The organism is Pseudomonas sp. BCRC 81390 (assembly GCF_030341915.1).
Classification (GTDB): Bacteria; Pseudomonadota; Gammaproteobacteria; order Pseudomonadales; family Pseudomonadaceae; genus Aquipseudomonas.
In genome coordinates this window covers 46,190-63,515 of record NZ_JATAAG010000033.1, presented here as the reverse complement: position 1 = coordinate 63,515, position 17,326 = coordinate 46,190, and the positions used below count along the sequence as shown (strand labels likewise).

Here is a 17,326-nt window from a genome sequence, read left to right as displayed (position 1 = left end):
CTTTCAAGCAATGAGCATAGCCCAAGCGCTCAACGACGGGACTGGCCTATTGGCCTTGGCCTGCCTCCAATGGCGCCAGTTGGTCGCCGATGGCCTGACGGGTAAGCCTCAGCATCAGCGATCTTCGCGCCACCTCGCGCTCACGCTGCACGCGATTCATCTCGGCCAGGTAGTCCCCTTCGGGCATACCTGCGGCAGCCTCCATCAACTGGTCAATCCGGGAATGGAAGGCTACATCCAGCGCCTCGAAACGATCGCCGTTGGCCTGCAGCAAATGCTCGCGCCAGAAATCGCGATCAACCAAGGCCTGGCTCAAGCGTTCAGGGGTTTCCAGCGCCAGCACTCGATCACGTGCCTGGTCGATACGGGTCTGCTCAACCCCGGCAACTTCGGCAAAGAGCATGTCGCTGGGCTGCGCCGGCAGATGCAGCTGCGTGCGCAAGCCCACGCGGTAAGCCAGCACCAGCTCGATCTGGTCCGGATCTGCGCCCTCGTCGCGGCGTGCCTGGTAATCCTGCTGGGCAATGCGATCAACTTCGTCGAGCCGCCACAGTTGCCGGGCCAGACGCAGCAGCGCTTGCTGCTCTGCCCCGACTGCGGCGTCGCTACGTGCGCGCCAGACCAGCATGCGTAGCTCCAGACCGCTGAATGCCAGCGAAGCGCTGTCCTGACAGGTGACGGGCAAACTTGCCTGGGCGAACAACTCCTCCCGCAGGGTATCGTGTTCACACATGGCGCGGAGCATGGTAAACATCCGCATAGCCAACGCCCGAGAGTGCTGTTGATATTCGGCCGTTTGCACCAGTCTGGCGAGCAAAGCGAAGAAGTCGACACAGCCATCGTAGACCTCCAGTTCATCCCACATCGCTGACTGCTCGGTGCGGTTGCGGCTATCTGCGGCGTCCAGCCAACGCTGCCGGGCCGCGCCGTTACTTGGCACCGGCTCCACATCTATGGGCCAGCCATTCTCAGCCAGGAAGGCCCGCAGGCGCTGCGCATCACTGTCAACCAGCGGGTTGCCATCCAGCCGGATGTGGCTGCTGACCCATGACGGGGCGCGGAAGAAGCCACTGGGCAATACGCGAATACGGTTGTCGCGCAGGTCTGCCAGTTCCAGCTCGAAACTCGCCAGCAGCCCCCTCGGTATCACCTCCAACCCGGTGGCGCGCAAAAGCAGGCGCCGCAACTGCGGCATGCTATGAACGGTAAAGGCCCGGCCCAGCGGGTTGTAGGAAAGATTGATGTACTGCAAGTGCGTGCAGCGCGAGATCAACCGGCATTGCTGGGCATCAAGCACGATCTGGTTATCGAACAGGTCCAGTTCGCGCAACTGGCTCAAGCTGTCCAGGTCCGTAGGCAGCCGGCTCAGTCGATTGCCGGCCAGCTCAAGGATGTTGATGTTGGGAAATGCCCGCAAGAATCCTTGAGGTACGTTACTGATGCCGATCGCCATCAACGAAAGCTCCCGAACGTGGGAAAAACTGATGGTTTGCGGCAATACCGGCAGGTCATCCAGCTCGAGGTTGCGGATGGTCAATCGGTACGCAACGGGCAACGCACCGCCAGCCCTGGCCGCGCGGCGCTGCCAGCACGCCTGCAGGCCGGAAGCCAGGCTGCGCCGGTCGGCTCGCTGTGCACGATCAGCACCTCGCCCACTCCAATCTTGCAGCGCGGTATTCAAGGTCGCCAATTCGCTGTTCAGCCGGGCCAGTTCGGTCTCCACCTCCAGCCCGGCAGCACGCACCTGCGTCAGCCAGGTATCGATCTGGGCATCATCGAGGGTCGGGTAAATCGCACGGACCCTGGCATTCAGTGACCGAGCCGTGCCACGGCCACGCCCACTGAGCGGGTAACCCAACCGCCCGGAGGCCAGCCGCTGCGGCGGCAAGAACCAGCCCGGCGCCGGGACCTGTCCGAGCATTCTGGCCAGTTGCGGTCGCTGCTGACCCGCCAGCGCGCCGAGTAACGCCCGCAGATTGGCAGCGAAGGGATGGCCCAGGCCCATCACCTGGCGCTGATGCTGGTCATAAGCAACGGCCATCACTTCGAACAAGTCACCTGGGCCGGCCAACGAGTGGTTGCCGGCATCGAAAAGTTGAAACTGGCCGTCAAGGTGCAGCAGGTTCAACGACCGCGTGCTGCCCTCGGCGCCCTCCTCCACCAGCAGCGGCCCTTCCAGCGAACCTTCGAACAGACGCCAGCGGATGCCCAGCGGCGCACCTGGCAGCCTGGCGCTCAAGCACAGGGCGATCCGGGCGGTGTCGGCTGTTTGCGGCGTGTCCAGGTACAGCCCCTCGAGCGCCCTGACCAGCCGAATTCGCCGAATGCTCGAGCGCGCAGCCGTGGCCAGGCGCAGCGGCACACGCCGTTGCGTGCGCAGGGCCTGCCGTTCGGCGCTGCTGGCATTGGCCAGGAGTTGACGCGCCGCCAGCCTGTGCAGCCCAGGAAACTGCCGGCGCAGCTGCGCCATATCCGCCGTTTCGCTCGGCTGCGCGCTTTCATACAACGCCCGGAACAATGAAGGTCGGCGCAACTGAGCCAATTCGGCCAAGCCCTGATCATCCGGCATTGTTCCCTCCGCCAGTGCCAGCAAGTGACGCATGGCTTCGGCATCGTGCGTTACCCGGCCATCGTCAAGCGTGGCAATCAGGTCATTCAGCTGCCGATCGATGGCAAAACGGGTCACGCTATCGACCAGTTCGGCGTCGGGTGCATGGCCATACGCATGCAAGGCGCGTAATTGGCCATCGTCCATCTCGTGGGCAAACATGACCAGGTCGATCTGGCGATCATCAAGCTGGCCGAACACTCCGCCCAGACGCCGGAACATGCGGGGGGTATCCGTCCACTCAGCGGGATGGTCGCTCCACAGGCGCCAGGCACCTGCGCCATTGTGGCATAACAGCGGCGCATGACCGGTACGAGCACGCAGGCGCCAATTGCCGTCCTCGGCGCTTTGTTGCACCGGGTAGTAGCGCCCCTCCATTTCCACCCACTGCTCATTGCCCAGACGGTGTACGCCCTGCTCGTCGCGCACCGCTTGCATCGGCGGCCTGGGGCTTTCGAACGACGCGAGGTCTGCCTGCCACAACCGCTGGCTGCCATCGCCAAGCTGGGTCGGCAGCAACCCGTCGACCCAGGCCGAACGGGCCCAGGCGCGACGGGCGACACTGACGCCCGCTGCCGTAGCGGCCAGCAGCGCCACGTCAATCGCGACATTACTCAGGTGCTCGAGCGCCTCGGCTCTGTCGCCCTCGTGCCAGGCTTCCACGCCGTAAAATACCTCACCCAGCATCTGCCAGGCGCTTATCGTCAACATTGCCAGGCCCAGCGCAGGTACGAACAACCCGGCCAGGGTCAGCAATGCCCAGCCCTCGGCCTGCAGCCGTTGATCATGGGCTTGCTGGACGGCGAGATCGACGGCTGCAGTGGGCACGGCAATCATTGCCGCGTCATCCTTGAATTGCCTGACCTTCGCCAGCGCCAGCTTGTCGAACAGTGGCGCCGAATAGCTGTACATGCGCTCCTGCAGATCAGCGTTGGCCAGGTCCGACAGCCCGCGATAGCAATCGATGACCGCGCTGAAGAATGCCTGGCTGTCACGCCGAAGCACGAACCTGGCAAAAAAACGTTGGTAAGCCGGGGTGCGCAAGTGTTTGCCCAAGGCATTGGCGAAATGGCGCAGATCAACATGCGCCTGCCAGGGTGCATGAGGATCGCCAGGAATGTGCACCAGCACACGGTTGCTCGAGCTGTAGAAGGGGCTGTAGGTCTCGTCGCGAACATCTAGCACGGTAATTTGCTGCATGGCGCAACCGAGCAGCATCAGCTGCTTGGTCATTACCGGGCGGCCCTCCAGGGTCAACGGTTGGTGCAGCCCGCAAAGGCGTACCAGCAGCTGGTGTTCTGCCTCGCTCACATGCCCTTTGATCAAGGCGGCATGGGCATCGGCCAGCATGCTGTAGCGGTGGGCACGCGCCAGCAGCGAAACCATCTGCGGGTACTGGACACTGGGCTGCGGATCGGTTTGCCCTGCGTTGGGCAAGCGTGAATCGAGGTAGCGCTGGTAGCGCCCGCCCAGGTCAAGGGTACGACACAGGGCAGCAAACGCTACCGCGCTGGGTAGCTCGCGCGCGTCATCATCCGGGTCCACCAGCGCATTGCCGGCCAACTGCCCGTCATCACCAGCCTGCTCTTCGGTGAAGTTCTTGAGCGCTGCCGCAAGCACGGGCATCCGTCGGTAAACCGGTCGCGTCACGGGGTAGCCGATGGGCTGCGCAGTAATGACCGGCTCGCGCTCGCCCCAGCGCAGTTCCAGGCGCCTGGCGTCGTAGCCCTTGCCCCAGGCTTCGTCCATCGCCCACTGAAGGCGCGGCAAGGCGAACGCCTCGATGCCTTGGCAACCCGCCATCAGGCCATGGGCCAACTGGCTGAAATGCAGGCTCAGGGTCCAGGCTTCGCCAAGCTCACGTAACTGCTCGACACTGGCGCTGCGCAGCCAATCGGGGAGCCGCTGGGCAACCAACCAGTCCTGATAGGCATGGGACGCCTGCGTTGCAGCCACCGGAAGATCATTCGTTGTGGTAGTCATTGCCAGTTTCCTCCAGAGAAACCGGCAAGCTAGCGGGCCTCGAGGGCGGCAATGGGGTGCCTGGCTAACACCTGATCAAAACAACGGAAGCTGGTGATCGATGAGCGTCACGAAATCATCGCCGACCATTGGCAGGATGGCATCGGCCACGGGCTGCAACTGGCGCGACAGATAGTGCTCGTAGTCGATCGGAGATTGCAGGTTTTCCAGCGGCTCGGGGCCAGACGTGGTGATGACGTAGCTGATCCAGCCACCACGCTGGTACTGCGTAGGACGGCCCAAGTGGCGGTTGTAGTCATCGGCCAGCCGCGCGGCGCGAACGTGCGGTGGTACGTTGCGCTGGTAGTCGGCCAATGGTCGGCGCAGGCGCTTGCGGTAAACCAGCAGGTCGTCCTGCTGCCCCGCCAGCGTGCGGTTGACATAGGCGCGTACGTACTCGCGGTAAGGCTGGCCGCGAAACACCCGGCCATAGAGTTCCTGCTGAAATTGCCTGGCCAGTGGTGACCAGTCGGTACGCACTGATTCCAGGCCCTTGTAGACCATTTCTTCGCGGCCGTCAGCCCGCTGCACCAGTCCCGCATAACGCTTTTTGCTACCCTCGTCGGTACCACGGATGGTGGGCATCAGAAACCGCCGGTAATGCACCTCGAACTGCAACTCCAGCGCGCTTTCCAGGTTCATCGAGGCGCGCAATTGTTCACGCCACCATTGGTTGACCTTCGCCGCCAGCGCAAGCCCGATACGCGCTGCCGCCTTCTCGCCATGAGGGCCTTTGAGCCAGACGAAGGTAGAGTCCGTGTCGCCATAAATGACCTCATAGCCTTCGGCTTCCACCAACGCCCGGGTCTGACGCATGATCTGATGGCCACGCATGGTGATCGACGACGCCAGGCGCGGGTCGAAAAACCGGCAACCGCTGGAGCCCAACACGCCGTAGAAGGCATTCATGATGATTTTCAATGCCTGCGACAACGGCGCGTTGCCTTCCCGCTTGGCGGCTTCGCGGCCCTGCCACACCCGCTCGACGATGGCCGGCAGGCAGTGCTGGCTGCGCGAAAAACGCCCGCCGCGGAAGCCTTCCACCGAGTGTGCCTCGTCGGGCAGGCGCAAGCCTTCAACCAGCCCGACCGGGTCGATCAGGAAGGTACGAATGATCGACGGATACAGGCTCTTGTAGTCCAGCACCAGCACCGAGTCGTACAGGCCCGGGCGCGAATCCATGACGAAACCACCGGGGCTGGCTTCATCGGGGCGGCTGCCCAGGTTAGGCGCGACGAAGCCCAGGCGGTGCATCTGCGGGATGTACAGGTGACAGAACGCCGCCACCGACCCCCCACTGCGGTCCACGGCAAGGCCGGTAACCGACGAACGTTCCAGGAGAAATTCGAGCAGGCGGGTGTGGGCGAAAATACGCGTGACCAGCTCGCAATCTTTGAGGTTGTAGCGCGCCAGGGCCGGTTTGTCCTCGGCGAAGCGGCGGTTGATTTCATCCATGCGCTGATACGGGGTGTCGATGGCCTTGCCTTCGCCGAGCAAGGTCTGGGCGACACTTTCAAGGCTGAACGACGGAAAGCTCCAGGTGGCCGAGCGCAGTGCCTCGATACCGTCAATCAACAACCGCCCCGGGGCATCGGCGAACACGCGGCCGCCACTGGCATGGCTGCGCAGGGTCATCGGTGCCCCCTTGCGCCCCAATGCCAGCGGCACCTGCAACAGCTTGGCGTGCTCATGCAACAGGCGCAGGTCGAACTGGACCAGGTTCCAGCCGATGATTGCGTCGGGGTCATGCTCGGCGAACCACTGGTTGAGGCAAGTGAGCAACGCAGCGCGGTCGGCGCAATAGTGCAAGTCGAAGTCGAGGCCGGCGGCGGTACCGTTGGCCGGGCCAAGCATGTACACCTGGCGCTGGCCGCAGCCTTCCAGAGCAATGCTGTACAGCTCGCCCCGCTCGCTGGTTTCTATGTCCAGCGACACCAGGCGCAGTGGCGGGCGATAACCCGGCAAGGGTTTGATCTGGGCATCGCAGAGCACGCCGTGCGCATCAGGTCGGCCGGTGAACTGCACCGGGGCGGTGATGAAGCGCTCCATCAGGTAGCGCTCGGGCGGGCGGATATCGGCTTCGAACACCTCGATACCGGCCGTGCGCAGGCGTTGCTCCAGTTGCATCAACTGCCGGTGCTGGCGGCAGTACAGGCCCAGCACCGGGCGTTGGTCGAAGTCCTTCAGTTGCAACGCCCGCAGTTCCACGCCGGGTTCGTTGCCCAGCAGTACCCGGGCATGCGCTTCCTGCGCCTGGGGAATGAACGCCACCGACACCTGCGGCGCCAGGCGCAACAGCCGCGGCCCCTGGTCGGTGGCCAGCCAGAACTCCACACAGGTGCCTTCGGGCGTGTCATGCCAATGCCGGGTCAGGACAAAGCCCTGCTGCAACTCCACCGCGTCGACCTCTGAATCGTTTGTTGTGCTGATCGTGGCGATTCTACCTCCGGCGCAGCGGCGCCGCGCATTTTTATAGGATCAGGGGCGCCGCCCCACGGCTAACAGGCGGACCGGCGAACTGCGTCTAGCGAGCGCCAGTCACGAACCCATGACGCCGCCCGGCCCAGGCCAACAGCCAGGCAACCCCGACCAGCCCCAGCACCACTCCGCCAAACCACTCCACCCCTGCCCCGCTCAACAACAACCCGCCAATGATTCCGCCCAGGGCAATGGCGCTGTTCCACACCGTCACCAGCATCGACTGCGCCACATCCCCGCCCTCGCCTGCCGCATCCGCACAGGCGGTCTGCAGCAGGGTCGGCGCGCCGCCGTAGGTCACGCCCCACAAGGCGATGCCCAGGTACATCAGCCACGACGACGCCTGCCCCAACACCAGCGTGGCCAGGGCAAAGCCGGCCAGGCTCAGCAACACCAGCGTGCGCAGATGCCGGTCTACCAGCCCCCCCACCAGGCCGATCCCGGCCAGCGCCGACAGGCCAAACACCAACAGCGCCGGGCCGATGTCGGCGGTCATGCCGGCTGCCGCCAGCAACGGCACGATGTAGGTATAGAAAATGTTGTGGCCCAGGATCCAGCAGAGAATCACCAGCAGCACCACCAATACCCCCGGCGTGCGCAGCACCTGCAGGGCCGCCGGACGCTTGCCGGCAGGATGCCCCGGGTAATCCGGCACCGAACGCAGCACCCAGGCCAGCAGCAGTAGCGCTGCCACGGTGACCACCACGAAGGTGGCCCGCCATCCCAGCCCAGCGCCCAGCCAGGTGGCGATCGGCAGCCCGAGCGACAAGGCAATCGGCTGGCCGAGCATGGCCACCGCCATGGCCCGGCCCTGCAGCGCCACCGGCACCATGCGCCGGGCATGGCCGGCAATCAGGCCCCAGGCCAGCCCGGCCGCAGCGCCGGTGAAAAAGCGTAACACCAGGGTCAGGGTGTTGGACGACGACAAGGCGGTCAGGCCGTTGAACAGCACGAAACCGACGATCGCCAGCAACAGGGCGCGGCGGCGATACCAGCCCTGGGTCAGGCTCACCAGCGGGATGGCCGTGAGCAGCGAACCCAGGGCATACGCCGTAACCCATTGCCCGGCCATGGCCTGGCTGATGTGCATGCCGTCGGCGATCTGGCCGAGCAGGCCGGCCGGCAAGGTTTCGCTGAGGATGGCGATGAAGCCGGTCATGGCCAGCGCCAGCAGCCCGCTGAGCGGTAAGCGTTCACTGCTGGCGGCCAGCAGCGGTGTGGAGGATGTCTGGGACATTGCAGATGCCTTGAGTAGGAAAACCAGGCGGACAGTCTGCAAGCCAAGGTCATTGCGGAAAAAGACGGTTACAATGCCGTTCACCCAGGACACCAGTGTCCGCAATCAGAGATACAGCATGGACAGCCTCAGCGGCTTCGTGGTCTTCAACCGGGTAGCCGAAACCCGCAGCTTCGTCGCTGCCGGCCAGTCGCTGGGCATCAGTGCCTCGGCCGTGGGCAAACGCGTGGCGCGCCTGGAAAGCCGCCTGGGTGTGCGCCTGTTCCACCGCAGTACGCGCAGCATCACCCTTACCGCCGAAGGCGCGCTGTTCCTCGAGCGCAGCCGGCGCATCCTGGCCGAAATCGAGGCCACCGAGCAGGAACTGTCCCAGGCCAGCGAGACCCCACGCGGTCGCCTGCGGGTGAGCATGCCGCAGGTCACCGGGCTGGTGATGCCGGCGCTGGCCGAGTTCATGGCACGTTACCCACAGGTGGAGCTGGACCTGGACTTTTCCGACCGCATGGTGGACATCGTCGGCGAAGGCTTCGATGTGGTGATGCGTGGCGGGCAGCCGGGGGATTCACGGCTCACTGCCAAGTTCCTGGGGTACTTCCAGCACTGCCTGGTGGCTTCGCCGGAATACCTGCGCGAACGCGGCACGCCCCTGCACCCGCGCGACCTGGCGGCGCACACCTGCCTGCACTACCGCTTCCCCAGCAATGGCAAGCTGGAAACCTGGCCGCTGCGCCAGGAGCATCCCGAGCAGGGCTATGACATCCCCATCTCGATGGTCTGCAACCATGTCGAGACGCGCGTCTGCTTTGCCGTGAACCACCGCGGCATCACCTGCCTGCCGGACTTTACCGTCCGCCGCGAACTGGCCAGCGGTGCGCTGGTCAGCGTACTGGACAATTTCATGGAGCGGCGCGGCAGTTTCTACCTGCTCTGGCCGTCCGGGCGACAGATGCCAGCGAAACTGCGGGTATTCATCGACTTCATGCTCGAACGTGTATTCAACCGTACAGGTAATTGATGTCCTTGCAGGCCAATGCCGGCACCTGGCCAAGCAGGAACTCGCGCAATTTGTGCATCTGCCGCGCCTTGGGGCTGGCCTTGAGCCAGGTCATGTAATAGCCGTCGCCAGTGGCCACCGCGTGCTTGAACGGCGTGACCAGGCGCCCCGCCCCCAGGTCGGCGCTGGCCAGCACCAGGTCTACCACCGAAATACCCAGGCCTTGCTGGGCGGCAGAGATGCCCTGGTCAAGGGTATCGAACACTTGCCCGTGGTCGATGCTGATATGCAGCGCGTCCATGCGTGCCAGCCAGCGCCGCCAGTCACGCCGGTCGGGCGACGGGTGCAGGAATTCGCACTGGGCCAGGTCGGCCAGGTCCGGTTGCGCCTGGGCCATGTAGTCGGGGTGGCACACCGGAATCAGCCATTCGTCGAACAGCTTGAAGCTCTCGATATCGGCAGGAAAACGCCCGTTGGCCAGCAGGATCGCACAGTCGTAGGGCTCGGAATAGAAGTCCACGCTGTCGATATCCATCCACACGCTGGACAATTGCACGCTGCAGTTATCCTCGACCTTCTTGAAGGCATCCAGCGCCCGTAGCAGCCAGCGCACGGTGAGCGTGGACGGGGCTTTCAGGCGCAGGCCGTAGCGGTCCTGGCGCAGCAGCGCGCAGGCATTTTCGATGATCTTGAAACCCACCTTGAGCTCTTGCGCCAGCAGGCGGCCGTGCTCGGTCAGGGCCAGTTTCGGCCCGCGCCGCTCGAACAGGTCACAACCGAACATGGCTTCGAGCGTCTTGATGTGATGGCTGACGGCCCCTTGTGTCAGGGCCAGTTCTTCCGCGGCACGGGTAAATGAGCCATAGCGAGAGGCCACCTCGAAGGCACGCAGCGCGTGCAAGGCCTGAATCCGTTCCGACATGGCGACGCCCCGAGCATGAATGAGACTAATAGTAGGTCATAGTTCCACGCGTTTTACAACGCCCGGATCGTCTCGGAAAATGCAGGTAAATAATAAAGATAACCAAGATCCTGCCTGCATATGACTGGAAAGTTCATCTAATTATCGCCTGGGGAAATCATGTTTACGGGTTATGGAACTTGCTATCGCCTGGACGCGCTGGAGCTGGCCGCTGAACATGTCCGGTACACGCAACACTGGACCTACAAAACCATAGAACATTTTCGCACTGTCCTAGCCAACCCCGAATTCCCATGCCTGTTTGGCCGCAAGGCGGTGAACGGCGCTACCTGCCACATACTCTTCGCCCGCGCCGAGCAACTGGCCGACGACATCGCCCAGGGCCTGGCCGACTACGTGCGTACGATCGCCCCGATCCCACCCAAGCAACGTATCGGCAGCCCGCTGGTGGTATTCCTCGAAACCGCTGCCGACCATACCCTGGCCGAACAGCAGGCGCTGGCCTGGAAGGTGTTGCGTGGCGTGCATGCGCGCGATCCACACCCTTGGCCGCAAGGCATCCCGACCGACCCCGAAGACAATGGCTGGTCATTCTGCTATGCCGGCATGCCGCTGTTCATCAACATGAACTTTCCCGGCCACCAGCAGATGAAAAGCCGCAACCTGGGGCCGCACATCACCTTCGTCATCAACCCCCGGGCCAATTTCGACGAAGTGGCCAACGCCAATACCGAAAGTGGCCAGCGAATCCGCGAACGCATTCGCGAACGCGTGCGCCACTACAACGACGGGGTCATGCCCGACACCCTTGGCTTCTTCGGCGATGCCGACAATTACGAGTGGAAGCAGTACCAACTGCAGGAGGCAGGGTCGCTCAACCCTTCGCGCTGCCCATTCCACGCCCATGCCGCACAACCGGCCACACCCGACCTACTGATCGAGACCTGACCGTGAATACCGCACTCACCGCTACCTACGCCCTCACCGTACTGCTGCTGATCGCCACCCCTGGCCCGGTGGTGGCCTTGATCGTCAACACCGCAGCCGCCTCCGGCTCGCGCAAAGCCATTTTCACTGCCGTGGGCACCAACTGGGCGTCACTGGTGCTGATCGGCGCGGCCGCCTGGATCATCCTCACCAGCGCGGCCATCGACAAGACCTGGCTGAGCGCCATGAGCCTGCTGGGCTGCCTGTTCATTGGCTACATCGCCGTGGGCACGCTCAGGGAAGCGCTGGCGGCGCCTGCATCCGAGGCACCGGCTGAAACCGCCAAGCCCGGCCGCGGCGGGCTGCTGCAGGGCTTCATGGTGGGCATTTCCAACCCGAAGGACATCATCTTCTTCATCGCCTTCTTCCCGCAGTTCATCCAGATCACCGAGTCGTTCGGCAAGAGCATGGTGGTACTGTCGCTGCTGTGGGTAGCTATCGACTTCGCCGTGCTCAGCCTGTACATCTTCGCCATCGGCAAGATCGCCTCGCAGCGCAGCAACCGCATGATCAGCCTGGCCTCGGGCGTCGCCCTGCTGCTGATCGCGGCTGGCGGCCTGCTGTACAACCTCAGCGAACTGGCAGCCTGAAAGTGTGCAGGCGCCCGTTGCAGCAGAAGGAGAACCCATGACCGCGACAGACCCGAACCGGGCGCCTTCACCGTTGCAACAGGACTACCAGCGCTTTCTCCTGCTGGGCAGCCGGCGTGCCCCGCACACCGTGCATGTCCATGAAACCGGCTACCGCTCCGGTACCATCAACACCGATGCCCTGGGCCTGCGTTATAGCCATTGCGCCGGCAAACGCTTTTCGCCTTCCGAGCGCGGCAGTGCGGCCCGCATCAACCTGCTGGTGGGTGGTTCCACCGCCCTGGGCATCGGCGCCAGCTCCGATGAACATACCGTGGCTTCGCACCTGTCGATGCTCACCGGCGAAGTCTGGCTGAGCCTGGCCGGTTGCGGGCTCAACGCCAGCCAGGAACTGCTGATGTTCCTCACCCACCAGCACCGCCTTGGTCAGATCGGGCATGTGGTGGTGCTGAGTGGCATCAACAGCCTGGCCCACGAAGCCCTCAGCGAAGTCCTTGGCAACCAGCACGACCCGCAGCACGCCAAGGCCTACCAGAGTTTTCTCAACAGTTTCAGCGAAGGCCTGCAGCCTGCCGCGCCGCCCCGCCGGCCATCACTGTGGCGGCGCATCAGCCAGGCATTGGGCGCGCCCACTCCGGTCGAAACGCCAGTCACCTGGCCATTGTCGTCCCCGGAAAAACGCATGGCGCGTGCCGCCGACCATATCGGCCGAACCTTGCGCCAGTGGGACCGCCTGCTGGCTGACAGCCACGCCACCCTCACCTTCATCCTGCAGCCGCTGCTGCCCTGGTGCCGGGACAGCCTGCCGGCTGGCGAGCAAGCCATGCTGGACGCGCTGGAGCGGCGACCGGCAAATTTCGACCGGCTGCTGGACGGCGCCTTCGACAGCCAGTTGCATTCGGCCTTCTTCCGCCGCATCAAGCGCCAGGCCGACCCGGTCCCCTGCTACGACATGAACAGCATGCTCAGCAGCTCGCCGGTGTTCGGCGCTGACCTGTTCATCGACCGCCTGCACCTGAACGACCTGGGCAACAATGCGCTGGCCAAGGTGATTACCGCCAAGCTTGGCCTGGCCCAGGAAAAACACGCCCAACGCAAGGCCTCGCCAGTCAAGCTCGTCTGAGAGTCGGCAGGTGGTCTTCCGGCGAGGCCCTCGGGTGGCTAGAATAGGCCGTCGTTCCGACCTGCCCGAGGCGCCCGCTTGACCGCCATGAACATCGAAGCCGTCCATCAGTACCTGGCAACGCTCGGGGTCTGCCTGTGAGCCGCATGCTTCGCTTGCCCTCACTGCTGATCGCCCTGATGCCTCTGGCCGCGCATGCCCACGAGGTGCGTATCGACCCGCATGCCGACCTGCTCTACCGCCAGGCCTTGCCATTGCTGGAGCAGGCCGACAGCCAGGATGACAGCGCCAGTACGCTGCGTACGGCGGTGACCGGCGACCCGGAACTCAGCCGCCAGGGCCAGGCCATGGCCCATACCCTGCCCACGGCGGTTGCCTTGCTGAAGAAATCCGTGGAGCTAGGCCACCCGGTCGCACAGTACCGCCTGGCGCTGTATTACATGACCTACCTGCCTGCGGCACAGATTCCGGATGCCGCCTGCCCATTGCTCGAAGCCAGCCTCAAGCAGGGCTTTGCCGCACCGGCGCCGGCCATTGCCACCTGGTGCCCCCCCTACAGCGTCAGCGACGAATACCGGGCTGCGCTGGAAGCCATCCCCAACATGGCCACGGTTTATGCATCCTACTACCCGCAGCCGGCCACGCGCCTGGCCTGCAACCGCAACAGGCCGCAGGGGCTGGAAATGCAGTGGGGGCGTCAGCGCGACTACCAGGCCGAGGTGTACCGCCTGCTCGGCGACCTCGACCCGCAACACCGCCAGAGCCTGCTGCAAAAGGCCGTCGAGATAAATGGCTGCGTAACGGCGCAACAGCACCTGACCAGCCATCCCTGAGCGCCCTCTGCAGGAACTGCGTCGACCAGCAAGATCGTTCAAGCCATTCCCGCGCGCCTTCTGGCATGCTGGCCTACCTAGTACATGTACTGCAGCCATCATGCCCCACATTGCACGCCAAGCTTACCTCCACGGTGCCATCGCCAGCTTGCCGCTGTCGCTGGCTGTCGCCCCCTGGGGCCTGCTGGCCGGTTCCATGGCCATCGAAGCCAACCTCAGCGCCTGGGAAGGGCAAGGGCTATCAGCCATTGTCTTCGCCGGGGCCGCGCAACTGGTCGCCATCGGCATGCTCAAGGGCGGCGCCAACCTGGCGTCGATCCTGCTGACCACCCTGCTGCTGACCTCACAGCACCTGCTGTATGGCCTGTCGATGCGCCCGCTGCTGTCCAGCCAGCCATTGCGCTGGCGGCTGGGCCTTGGCTTCCTTTTGACCGACGAGTTCTTTGCCCTCACCAGCCAGTACGACCAGCAACAGTTCAACCGCTGGTATGCCCTTGGCGTTGGGCTGACGTTCTACATCGCCTGGAACCTGTTTACCTTGGCCGGCATCCTGTTGGGGCAGAACATTCCCCATCTGGACCAGCTCGGCCTGGACTTCTCCATCGTCGCCACTTTCGTCGCGCTGATCGCACCGCTGGTGCGCAACCTGGCCACGGTGGTATGCGTGGCAGTGTCGCTGTTCTGCTCGGTACTGTTCAGCCACTGGCAATGGGAAACCGCCCTGGTGGCGGCAGGCCTGCTGGGCATGAGTGCCGGTTTCATCTGCCAGAAATTCAGCGGAGCCCGCTCATGACCTGGCTCCTGATTTTCGCCATGGGCGCCATTGTGTTCCTCAACCGCTATGCATTCCTGGAGCCACGCCTGCCGTTGCGCCTGAGCTCAAATGCCCGGCAATTCCTCGGCTTTGCCGTTCCGGGCATGCTCACCGCGATCTGCGCCCCGATCATCTTCATGCACGGGCACCAGCTCGACCTGAGCCTGCTCAACCCCTACCTGCTGGGTTCGCTGGTGGCCATTGCCCTGGTGCTGTTGACCCGCAGCGTGCTGCTGAGCATGCTGGTGAGCATGTTGATCTTCTACGCCCTGCGCAGCTGGCTGCCATGAGCACGCCCCTGCGCGAGCAGACACACCTCTGGCAGGCGCCGGCACTGGGCGACGTCGAGATGCTGCATGCACGCTATTTCCAGCAGCGCTTCGCCCCGCATGTGCATGAAGGTTACGTGTTCACTGTGATCGAGTCGGGTGCCCAGCGCTTCTGGCACCGCGGTAGCGAGCACCTGGCGCCGGTCGGCAGCATGGTGCTGATCAACCCTGACGAGTTGCACACCGGGGCCACCGCCCACGAAGCGGGCTGGCGCTACCGTGGCTTCTACCCGGAGCATGAGCGGGTAACCGGGGTGCTCGAGGAGTTGGAACTGGGCCGCCAAGGCATGCCCCGTTTCAAGGACAGCGTGATCCATGACCCGGCCCTGGCCAGCGCCTTCAGCCAGTTGCACCAGCTGTCCGAAGCCGGCGCCAGTGCCCTGCAGCAACAGACCGCCTGGCGCCAGGCGGTGCTGGCCCTGGTGCAGCGCCACGGGCAACGCGCCGAACCTGCGGCCCCCGGCCAGGAACCGCTGGCGGTGGCCCGCGCGCGCGAACTACTGGAAAGCCAGCTGGCCGACCCGCCCTCGCTGGAAGCGCTGGCGGCGGCGGTCAACCTGTCACCGTTCCATTTCGCCCGGGTGTTCCGCCAGGCCACCGGCCTGCCGCCCCATGCCTGGCTGAAGCAGCGCCGCCTGGCCCGGGCACGGGAAATGCTCAAGCGGGGCTGGGCAGCCTCGGAGGTGGCGTTCGACCTGGGCTATGCCGACCAGAGCCATCTGAGCCGGCAGTTCAAGCAGGCTTATGGGGTGACTCCCGGGGCCTACCGCAGCGCCTGCCTGCCGGCCTGAGCTGCGACAGCCGGCCACAGGTATTTCCGCCAGCCGCTGCTACACTGACAGAGCTGAACGGAGGATCCTGCCATGTCCGAAAGAGAGCTCACCACCCTGCTGTCGCTGATGAACCAGCGCCAAGCCTGCCTGAGCAGCGCCTGCAAGGAAATTGCCGACTGGATCGACCGGCAGGGCGATGTGCCCGCCGCCGGCAAGATCCGCGCGAGCCTGAAGGCCTTGGAGGCTGACGAGGCCAAGGTGCGCAAGACCCTGACCTCACTGACGCTCGACCGGCCACTGCCGAAGTTTCGCAGCTGAAAATGAACAGGGCCGCAAAGCGGCCCGGTTGCACATCTGTCAGTGGTTCATGTGCATGTGCTCATGCCCGCTGCCCGCCTCGGCGGTGAGCGCTCGCACTTCAGCCTGCACGTCGACGGTTTCCCTGGCACCCTTGGCATCTTCGATAGTCAGGGTCAGCGGCACTTTGTCACCCTCCTTTACCTGACTGCTCAGCCCCATCAGCATCACGTGCAGGCCATTCGGATCCAGCGTAACGGCCTTGCCGGCTGGCAACTCGACGGTTTTCACCTCACGCATGCCCATCACGTCGCCGTTCATGGTCATCTCGTGCACCTGGACGGTCTTGGCCACCTGGGACGCCACGCCCACCAACTTGCTGTCGCTGCTGGCGGTCAGGGTCATGAAGGCCCCGGTGGACTGCTGGTGCGGCACACTGGCACGCACCCAGGCATCGCTCACGGTGGTCTCGGCCAGGGCTGGCAAGGCCAGGCCCATCAGGGCCAGGGCGGCCAGGCCGCGCTTGAACGGTTGCATCGACATTCAGCAGATCTCCATCAGGGTAACCAGGTCTTCGGCGCATTCCTGGGCGGTCAGGGCATGGCCCAGGCTCAGGCGTAACGTGCCGCGCGTATCGTAGACATAGCTGGTGGACGAGTGCGAGACGGTATAGGTATCCCCGGCCGGGACCTTCTCGTAGAACACCTTGAATTCCTTGGCTACTGCGGCGATCTCTTCGGGGGTGCCGGTGAGCGCGGTGAACGACGGGTCGAACGCCTTGACGTAGGCATCCAGCACTTCCGGGGTGTCGCGCTCCGGGTCCAGGGTGATCAGCACCACCTGGAACAGGTCGCGGTCGCGGCCTTTGAGCAGCTTGCGAATCTGTGCGGCCCGCGCCAGCGTGGTCGGGCAGACCGCCGGGCACTGGGTAAAGCCGAAGAAGATCATCGGCATGCTGCCGTAGAAACTCGACAGGGTGCGCACGTTGCCCTGGGTGTCCTTGAGGCTGAACTTGCGCCCAAGGATCTCGTTGCTCATGTTCTTGCCGTACTTGAACTCGAGCCCCCGGGCCGGGCTGCAGCCTGCCAGCAGGCCAAGCCCGAGAACGCCCATCCCGGCGACAACTGCGCGCCGGGTATATAGATCATTCATGAAACCGTCCTTTACAGGGAAGGTGCCGGCCCTCGGGACGGGCCGGACGAAAAGCCGGGGCATTCTGGCATGACACCCCGAGGGGTTCTACCCGAGCAAGACGAAGGACGGCTGCAGCCCTTTGAATACGGGCTGCGGCCTGTTGTCGCAGGGCTTGAAACCGTAAC

The 17,326-nt window shown here is 64.2% G+C and carries 15 protein-coding genes; 9 read left to right on the top strand and 6 right to left on the bottom strand.

What is annotated here, in order from left to right; genetic code table 11:
- Positions 1-46: 46 nt before the first annotated feature.
- The 3 genes from QSV36_RS12580 to QSV36_RS12570 form a co-directional block, all read right to left on the bottom strand.
- Positions 47-4,591 carry an NEL-type E3 ubiquitin ligase domain-containing protein gene (locus tag QSV36_RS12580; RefSeq protein WP_289131965.1) on the bottom strand — a complete coding sequence of 1,515 codons (4,545 nt, stop codon included), beginning with the start codon at positions 4,589-4,591 and terminating at the stop codon, positions 47-49.
- Between the two features lie 75 nt (positions 4,592-4,666).
- Positions 4,667-7,027, bottom strand: coding sequence for a DNA polymerase II (locus tag QSV36_RS12575; RefSeq protein WP_289131963.1), 2,361 nt, complete (start codon positions 7,025-7,027; stop codon positions 4,667-4,669).
- A gap of 127 nt (positions 7,028-7,154) precedes the next feature.
- A complete protein-coding gene (locus QSV36_RS12570) occupies positions 7,155-8,345 on the bottom strand; it encodes an MFS transporter (protein WP_289131961.1) in 1,191 nt (396 codons plus the stop codon).
- Between the two features lie 118 nt (positions 8,346-8,463).
- Between QSV36_RS12570 and QSV36_RS12565 the strand changes: the two genes are divergently transcribed.
- Positions 8,464-9,360 carry a LysR family transcriptional regulator gene (locus QSV36_RS12565; RefSeq protein WP_289131960.1) on the top strand — a complete coding sequence of 299 codons (897 nt, stop codon included), beginning with the start codon at positions 8,464-8,466 and terminating at the stop codon, positions 9,358-9,360.
- Here the strand turns inward: QSV36_RS12565 and QSV36_RS12560 are convergent.
- Positions 9,341-10,261, bottom strand: coding sequence for a LysR substrate-binding domain-containing protein (locus QSV36_RS12560; protein WP_289131958.1), 921 nt, complete (start codon positions 10,259-10,261; stop codon positions 9,341-9,343). The two genes, QSV36_RS12565 and QSV36_RS12560, sit on opposite strands and share 20 nt — an antisense overlap.
- Positions 10,262-10,420: 159 nt before the next feature.
- On the opposite strand from QSV36_RS12560, the gene QSV36_RS12555 reads away from it, so the two are divergent.
- From QSV36_RS12555 to QSV36_RS12520, 8 genes are all read left to right on the top strand, one after another.
- A complete protein-coding gene (locus tag QSV36_RS12555) occupies positions 10,421-11,209 on the top strand; it encodes a YqcI/YcgG family protein (RefSeq protein WP_289131956.1) in 789 nt (262 codons plus the stop codon).
- A gap of 2 nt (positions 11,210-11,211) precedes the next feature.
- Entirely contained in the window at positions 11,212-11,838 is a 627-nt protein-coding gene (locus tag QSV36_RS12550) for a LysE family translocator (protein ID WP_289131954.1), read from the top strand.
- A gap of 37 nt (positions 11,839-11,875) precedes the next feature.
- The gene (locus QSV36_RS12545; RefSeq protein ID WP_289131951.1) at positions 11,876-12,961 is read left to right on the top strand and encodes a hypothetical protein; all 1,086 of its coding nucleotides are present in this window, start codon (positions 11,876-11,878) and stop codon (positions 12,959-12,961) included.
- A 137-nt stretch (positions 12,962-13,098) separates the two neighbouring features.
- Positions 13,099-13,794 carry an SEL1-like repeat protein gene (locus QSV36_RS12540; protein WP_289131949.1) on the top strand — a complete coding sequence of 232 codons (696 nt, stop codon included), beginning with the start codon at positions 13,099-13,101 and terminating at the stop codon, positions 13,792-13,794.
- A gap of 100 nt (positions 13,795-13,894) precedes the next feature.
- The gene (locus tag QSV36_RS12535; RefSeq protein WP_289131947.1) at positions 13,895-14,587 is read left to right on the top strand and encodes an AzlC family ABC transporter permease; all 693 of its coding nucleotides are present in this window, start codon (positions 13,895-13,897) and stop codon (positions 14,585-14,587) included.
- Positions 14,584-14,898 (top strand): AzlD domain-containing protein, encoded by a 315-nt coding sequence (locus tag QSV36_RS12530; protein WP_289131945.1) that lies wholly within the window; start codon positions 14,584-14,586, stop codon positions 14,896-14,898. The genes QSV36_RS12535 and QSV36_RS12530 overlap by 4 nt, the downstream gene beginning before the upstream one ends.
- Entirely contained in the window at positions 14,895-15,728 is an 834-nt protein-coding gene (locus QSV36_RS12525) for an AraC family transcriptional regulator (protein WP_289131944.1), read from the top strand. The genes QSV36_RS12530 and QSV36_RS12525 overlap by 4 nt, the downstream gene beginning before the upstream one ends.
- Before the next feature lie 72 nt (positions 15,729-15,800).
- The gene (locus QSV36_RS12520; RefSeq protein ID WP_225777216.1) at positions 15,801-16,028 is read left to right on the top strand and encodes a hypothetical protein; all 228 of its coding nucleotides are present in this window, start codon (positions 15,801-15,803) and stop codon (positions 16,026-16,028) included.
- A gap of 39 nt (positions 16,029-16,067) precedes the next feature.
- On the opposite strand, the gene QSV36_RS12515 is transcribed toward QSV36_RS12520, so the two are convergent.
- Complete coding sequence (locus tag QSV36_RS12515; protein ID WP_289131942.1) at positions 16,068-16,550, bottom strand: copper chaperone PCu(A)C; 483 nt, start codon at positions 16,548-16,550, stop codon at positions 16,068-16,070.
- Positions 16,551-17,159, bottom strand: coding sequence for an SCO family protein (locus QSV36_RS12510; RefSeq protein ID WP_225777214.1), 609 nt, complete (start codon positions 17,157-17,159; stop codon positions 16,551-16,553).
- Positions 17,160-17,326 lie beyond the last annotated feature (167 nt).

What these genes read in the sequence shown, in the direction of transcription:
- QSV36_RS12525 (WP_289131944.1), top strand. Translation starts at nt 14,895, where the DNA reads ATGAGCACGCCCCTGCGCGAGCAGACACACCTCTGGCAGGCGCCGGCA.
- QSV36_RS12565 (WP_289131960.1), top strand. Translation starts at nt 8,464, where the DNA reads ATGGACAGCCTCAGCGGCTTCGTGGTCTTCAACCGGGTAGCCGAAACC.
- QSV36_RS12520 (WP_225777216.1), top strand. Translation starts at nt 15,801, where the DNA reads ATGTCCGAAAGAGAGCTCACCACCCTGCTGTCGCTGATGAACCAGCGC.
- QSV36_RS12560 (WP_289131958.1), bottom strand. Translation starts at nt 10,261, where the DNA reads ATGTCGGAACGGATTCAGGCCTTGCACGCGCTGCGTGCCTTCGAGGTG.
- QSV36_RS12555 (WP_289131956.1), top strand. Translation starts at nt 10,421, where the DNA reads ATGTTTACGGGTTATGGAACTTGCTATCGCCTGGACGCGCTGGAGCTG.
- QSV36_RS12510 (WP_225777214.1), bottom strand. Translation starts at nt 17,159, where the DNA reads ATGAATGATCTATATACCCGGCGCGCAGTTGTCGCCGGGATGGGCGTT.
- QSV36_RS12580 (WP_289131965.1), bottom strand. Translation starts at nt 4,591, where the DNA reads ATGACTACCACAACGAATGATCTTCCGGTGGCTGCAACGCAGGCGTCC.
- QSV36_RS12545 (WP_289131951.1), top strand. Translation starts at nt 11,876, where the DNA reads ATGACCGCGACAGACCCGAACCGGGCGCCTTCACCGTTGCAACAGGAC.
- QSV36_RS12570 (WP_289131961.1), bottom strand. Translation starts at nt 8,345, where the DNA reads ATGTCCCAGACATCCTCCACACCGCTGCTGGCCGCCAGCAGTGAACGC.
- QSV36_RS12530 (WP_289131945.1), top strand. Translation starts at nt 14,584, where the DNA reads ATGACCTGGCTCCTGATTTTCGCCATGGGCGCCATTGTGTTCCTCAAC.
- QSV36_RS12515 (WP_289131942.1), bottom strand. Translation starts at nt 16,550, where the DNA reads ATGTCGATGCAACCGTTCAAGCGCGGCCTGGCCGCCCTGGCCCTGATG.
- QSV36_RS12535 (WP_289131947.1), top strand. Translation starts at nt 13,895, where the DNA reads ATGCCCCACATTGCACGCCAAGCTTACCTCCACGGTGCCATCGCCAGC.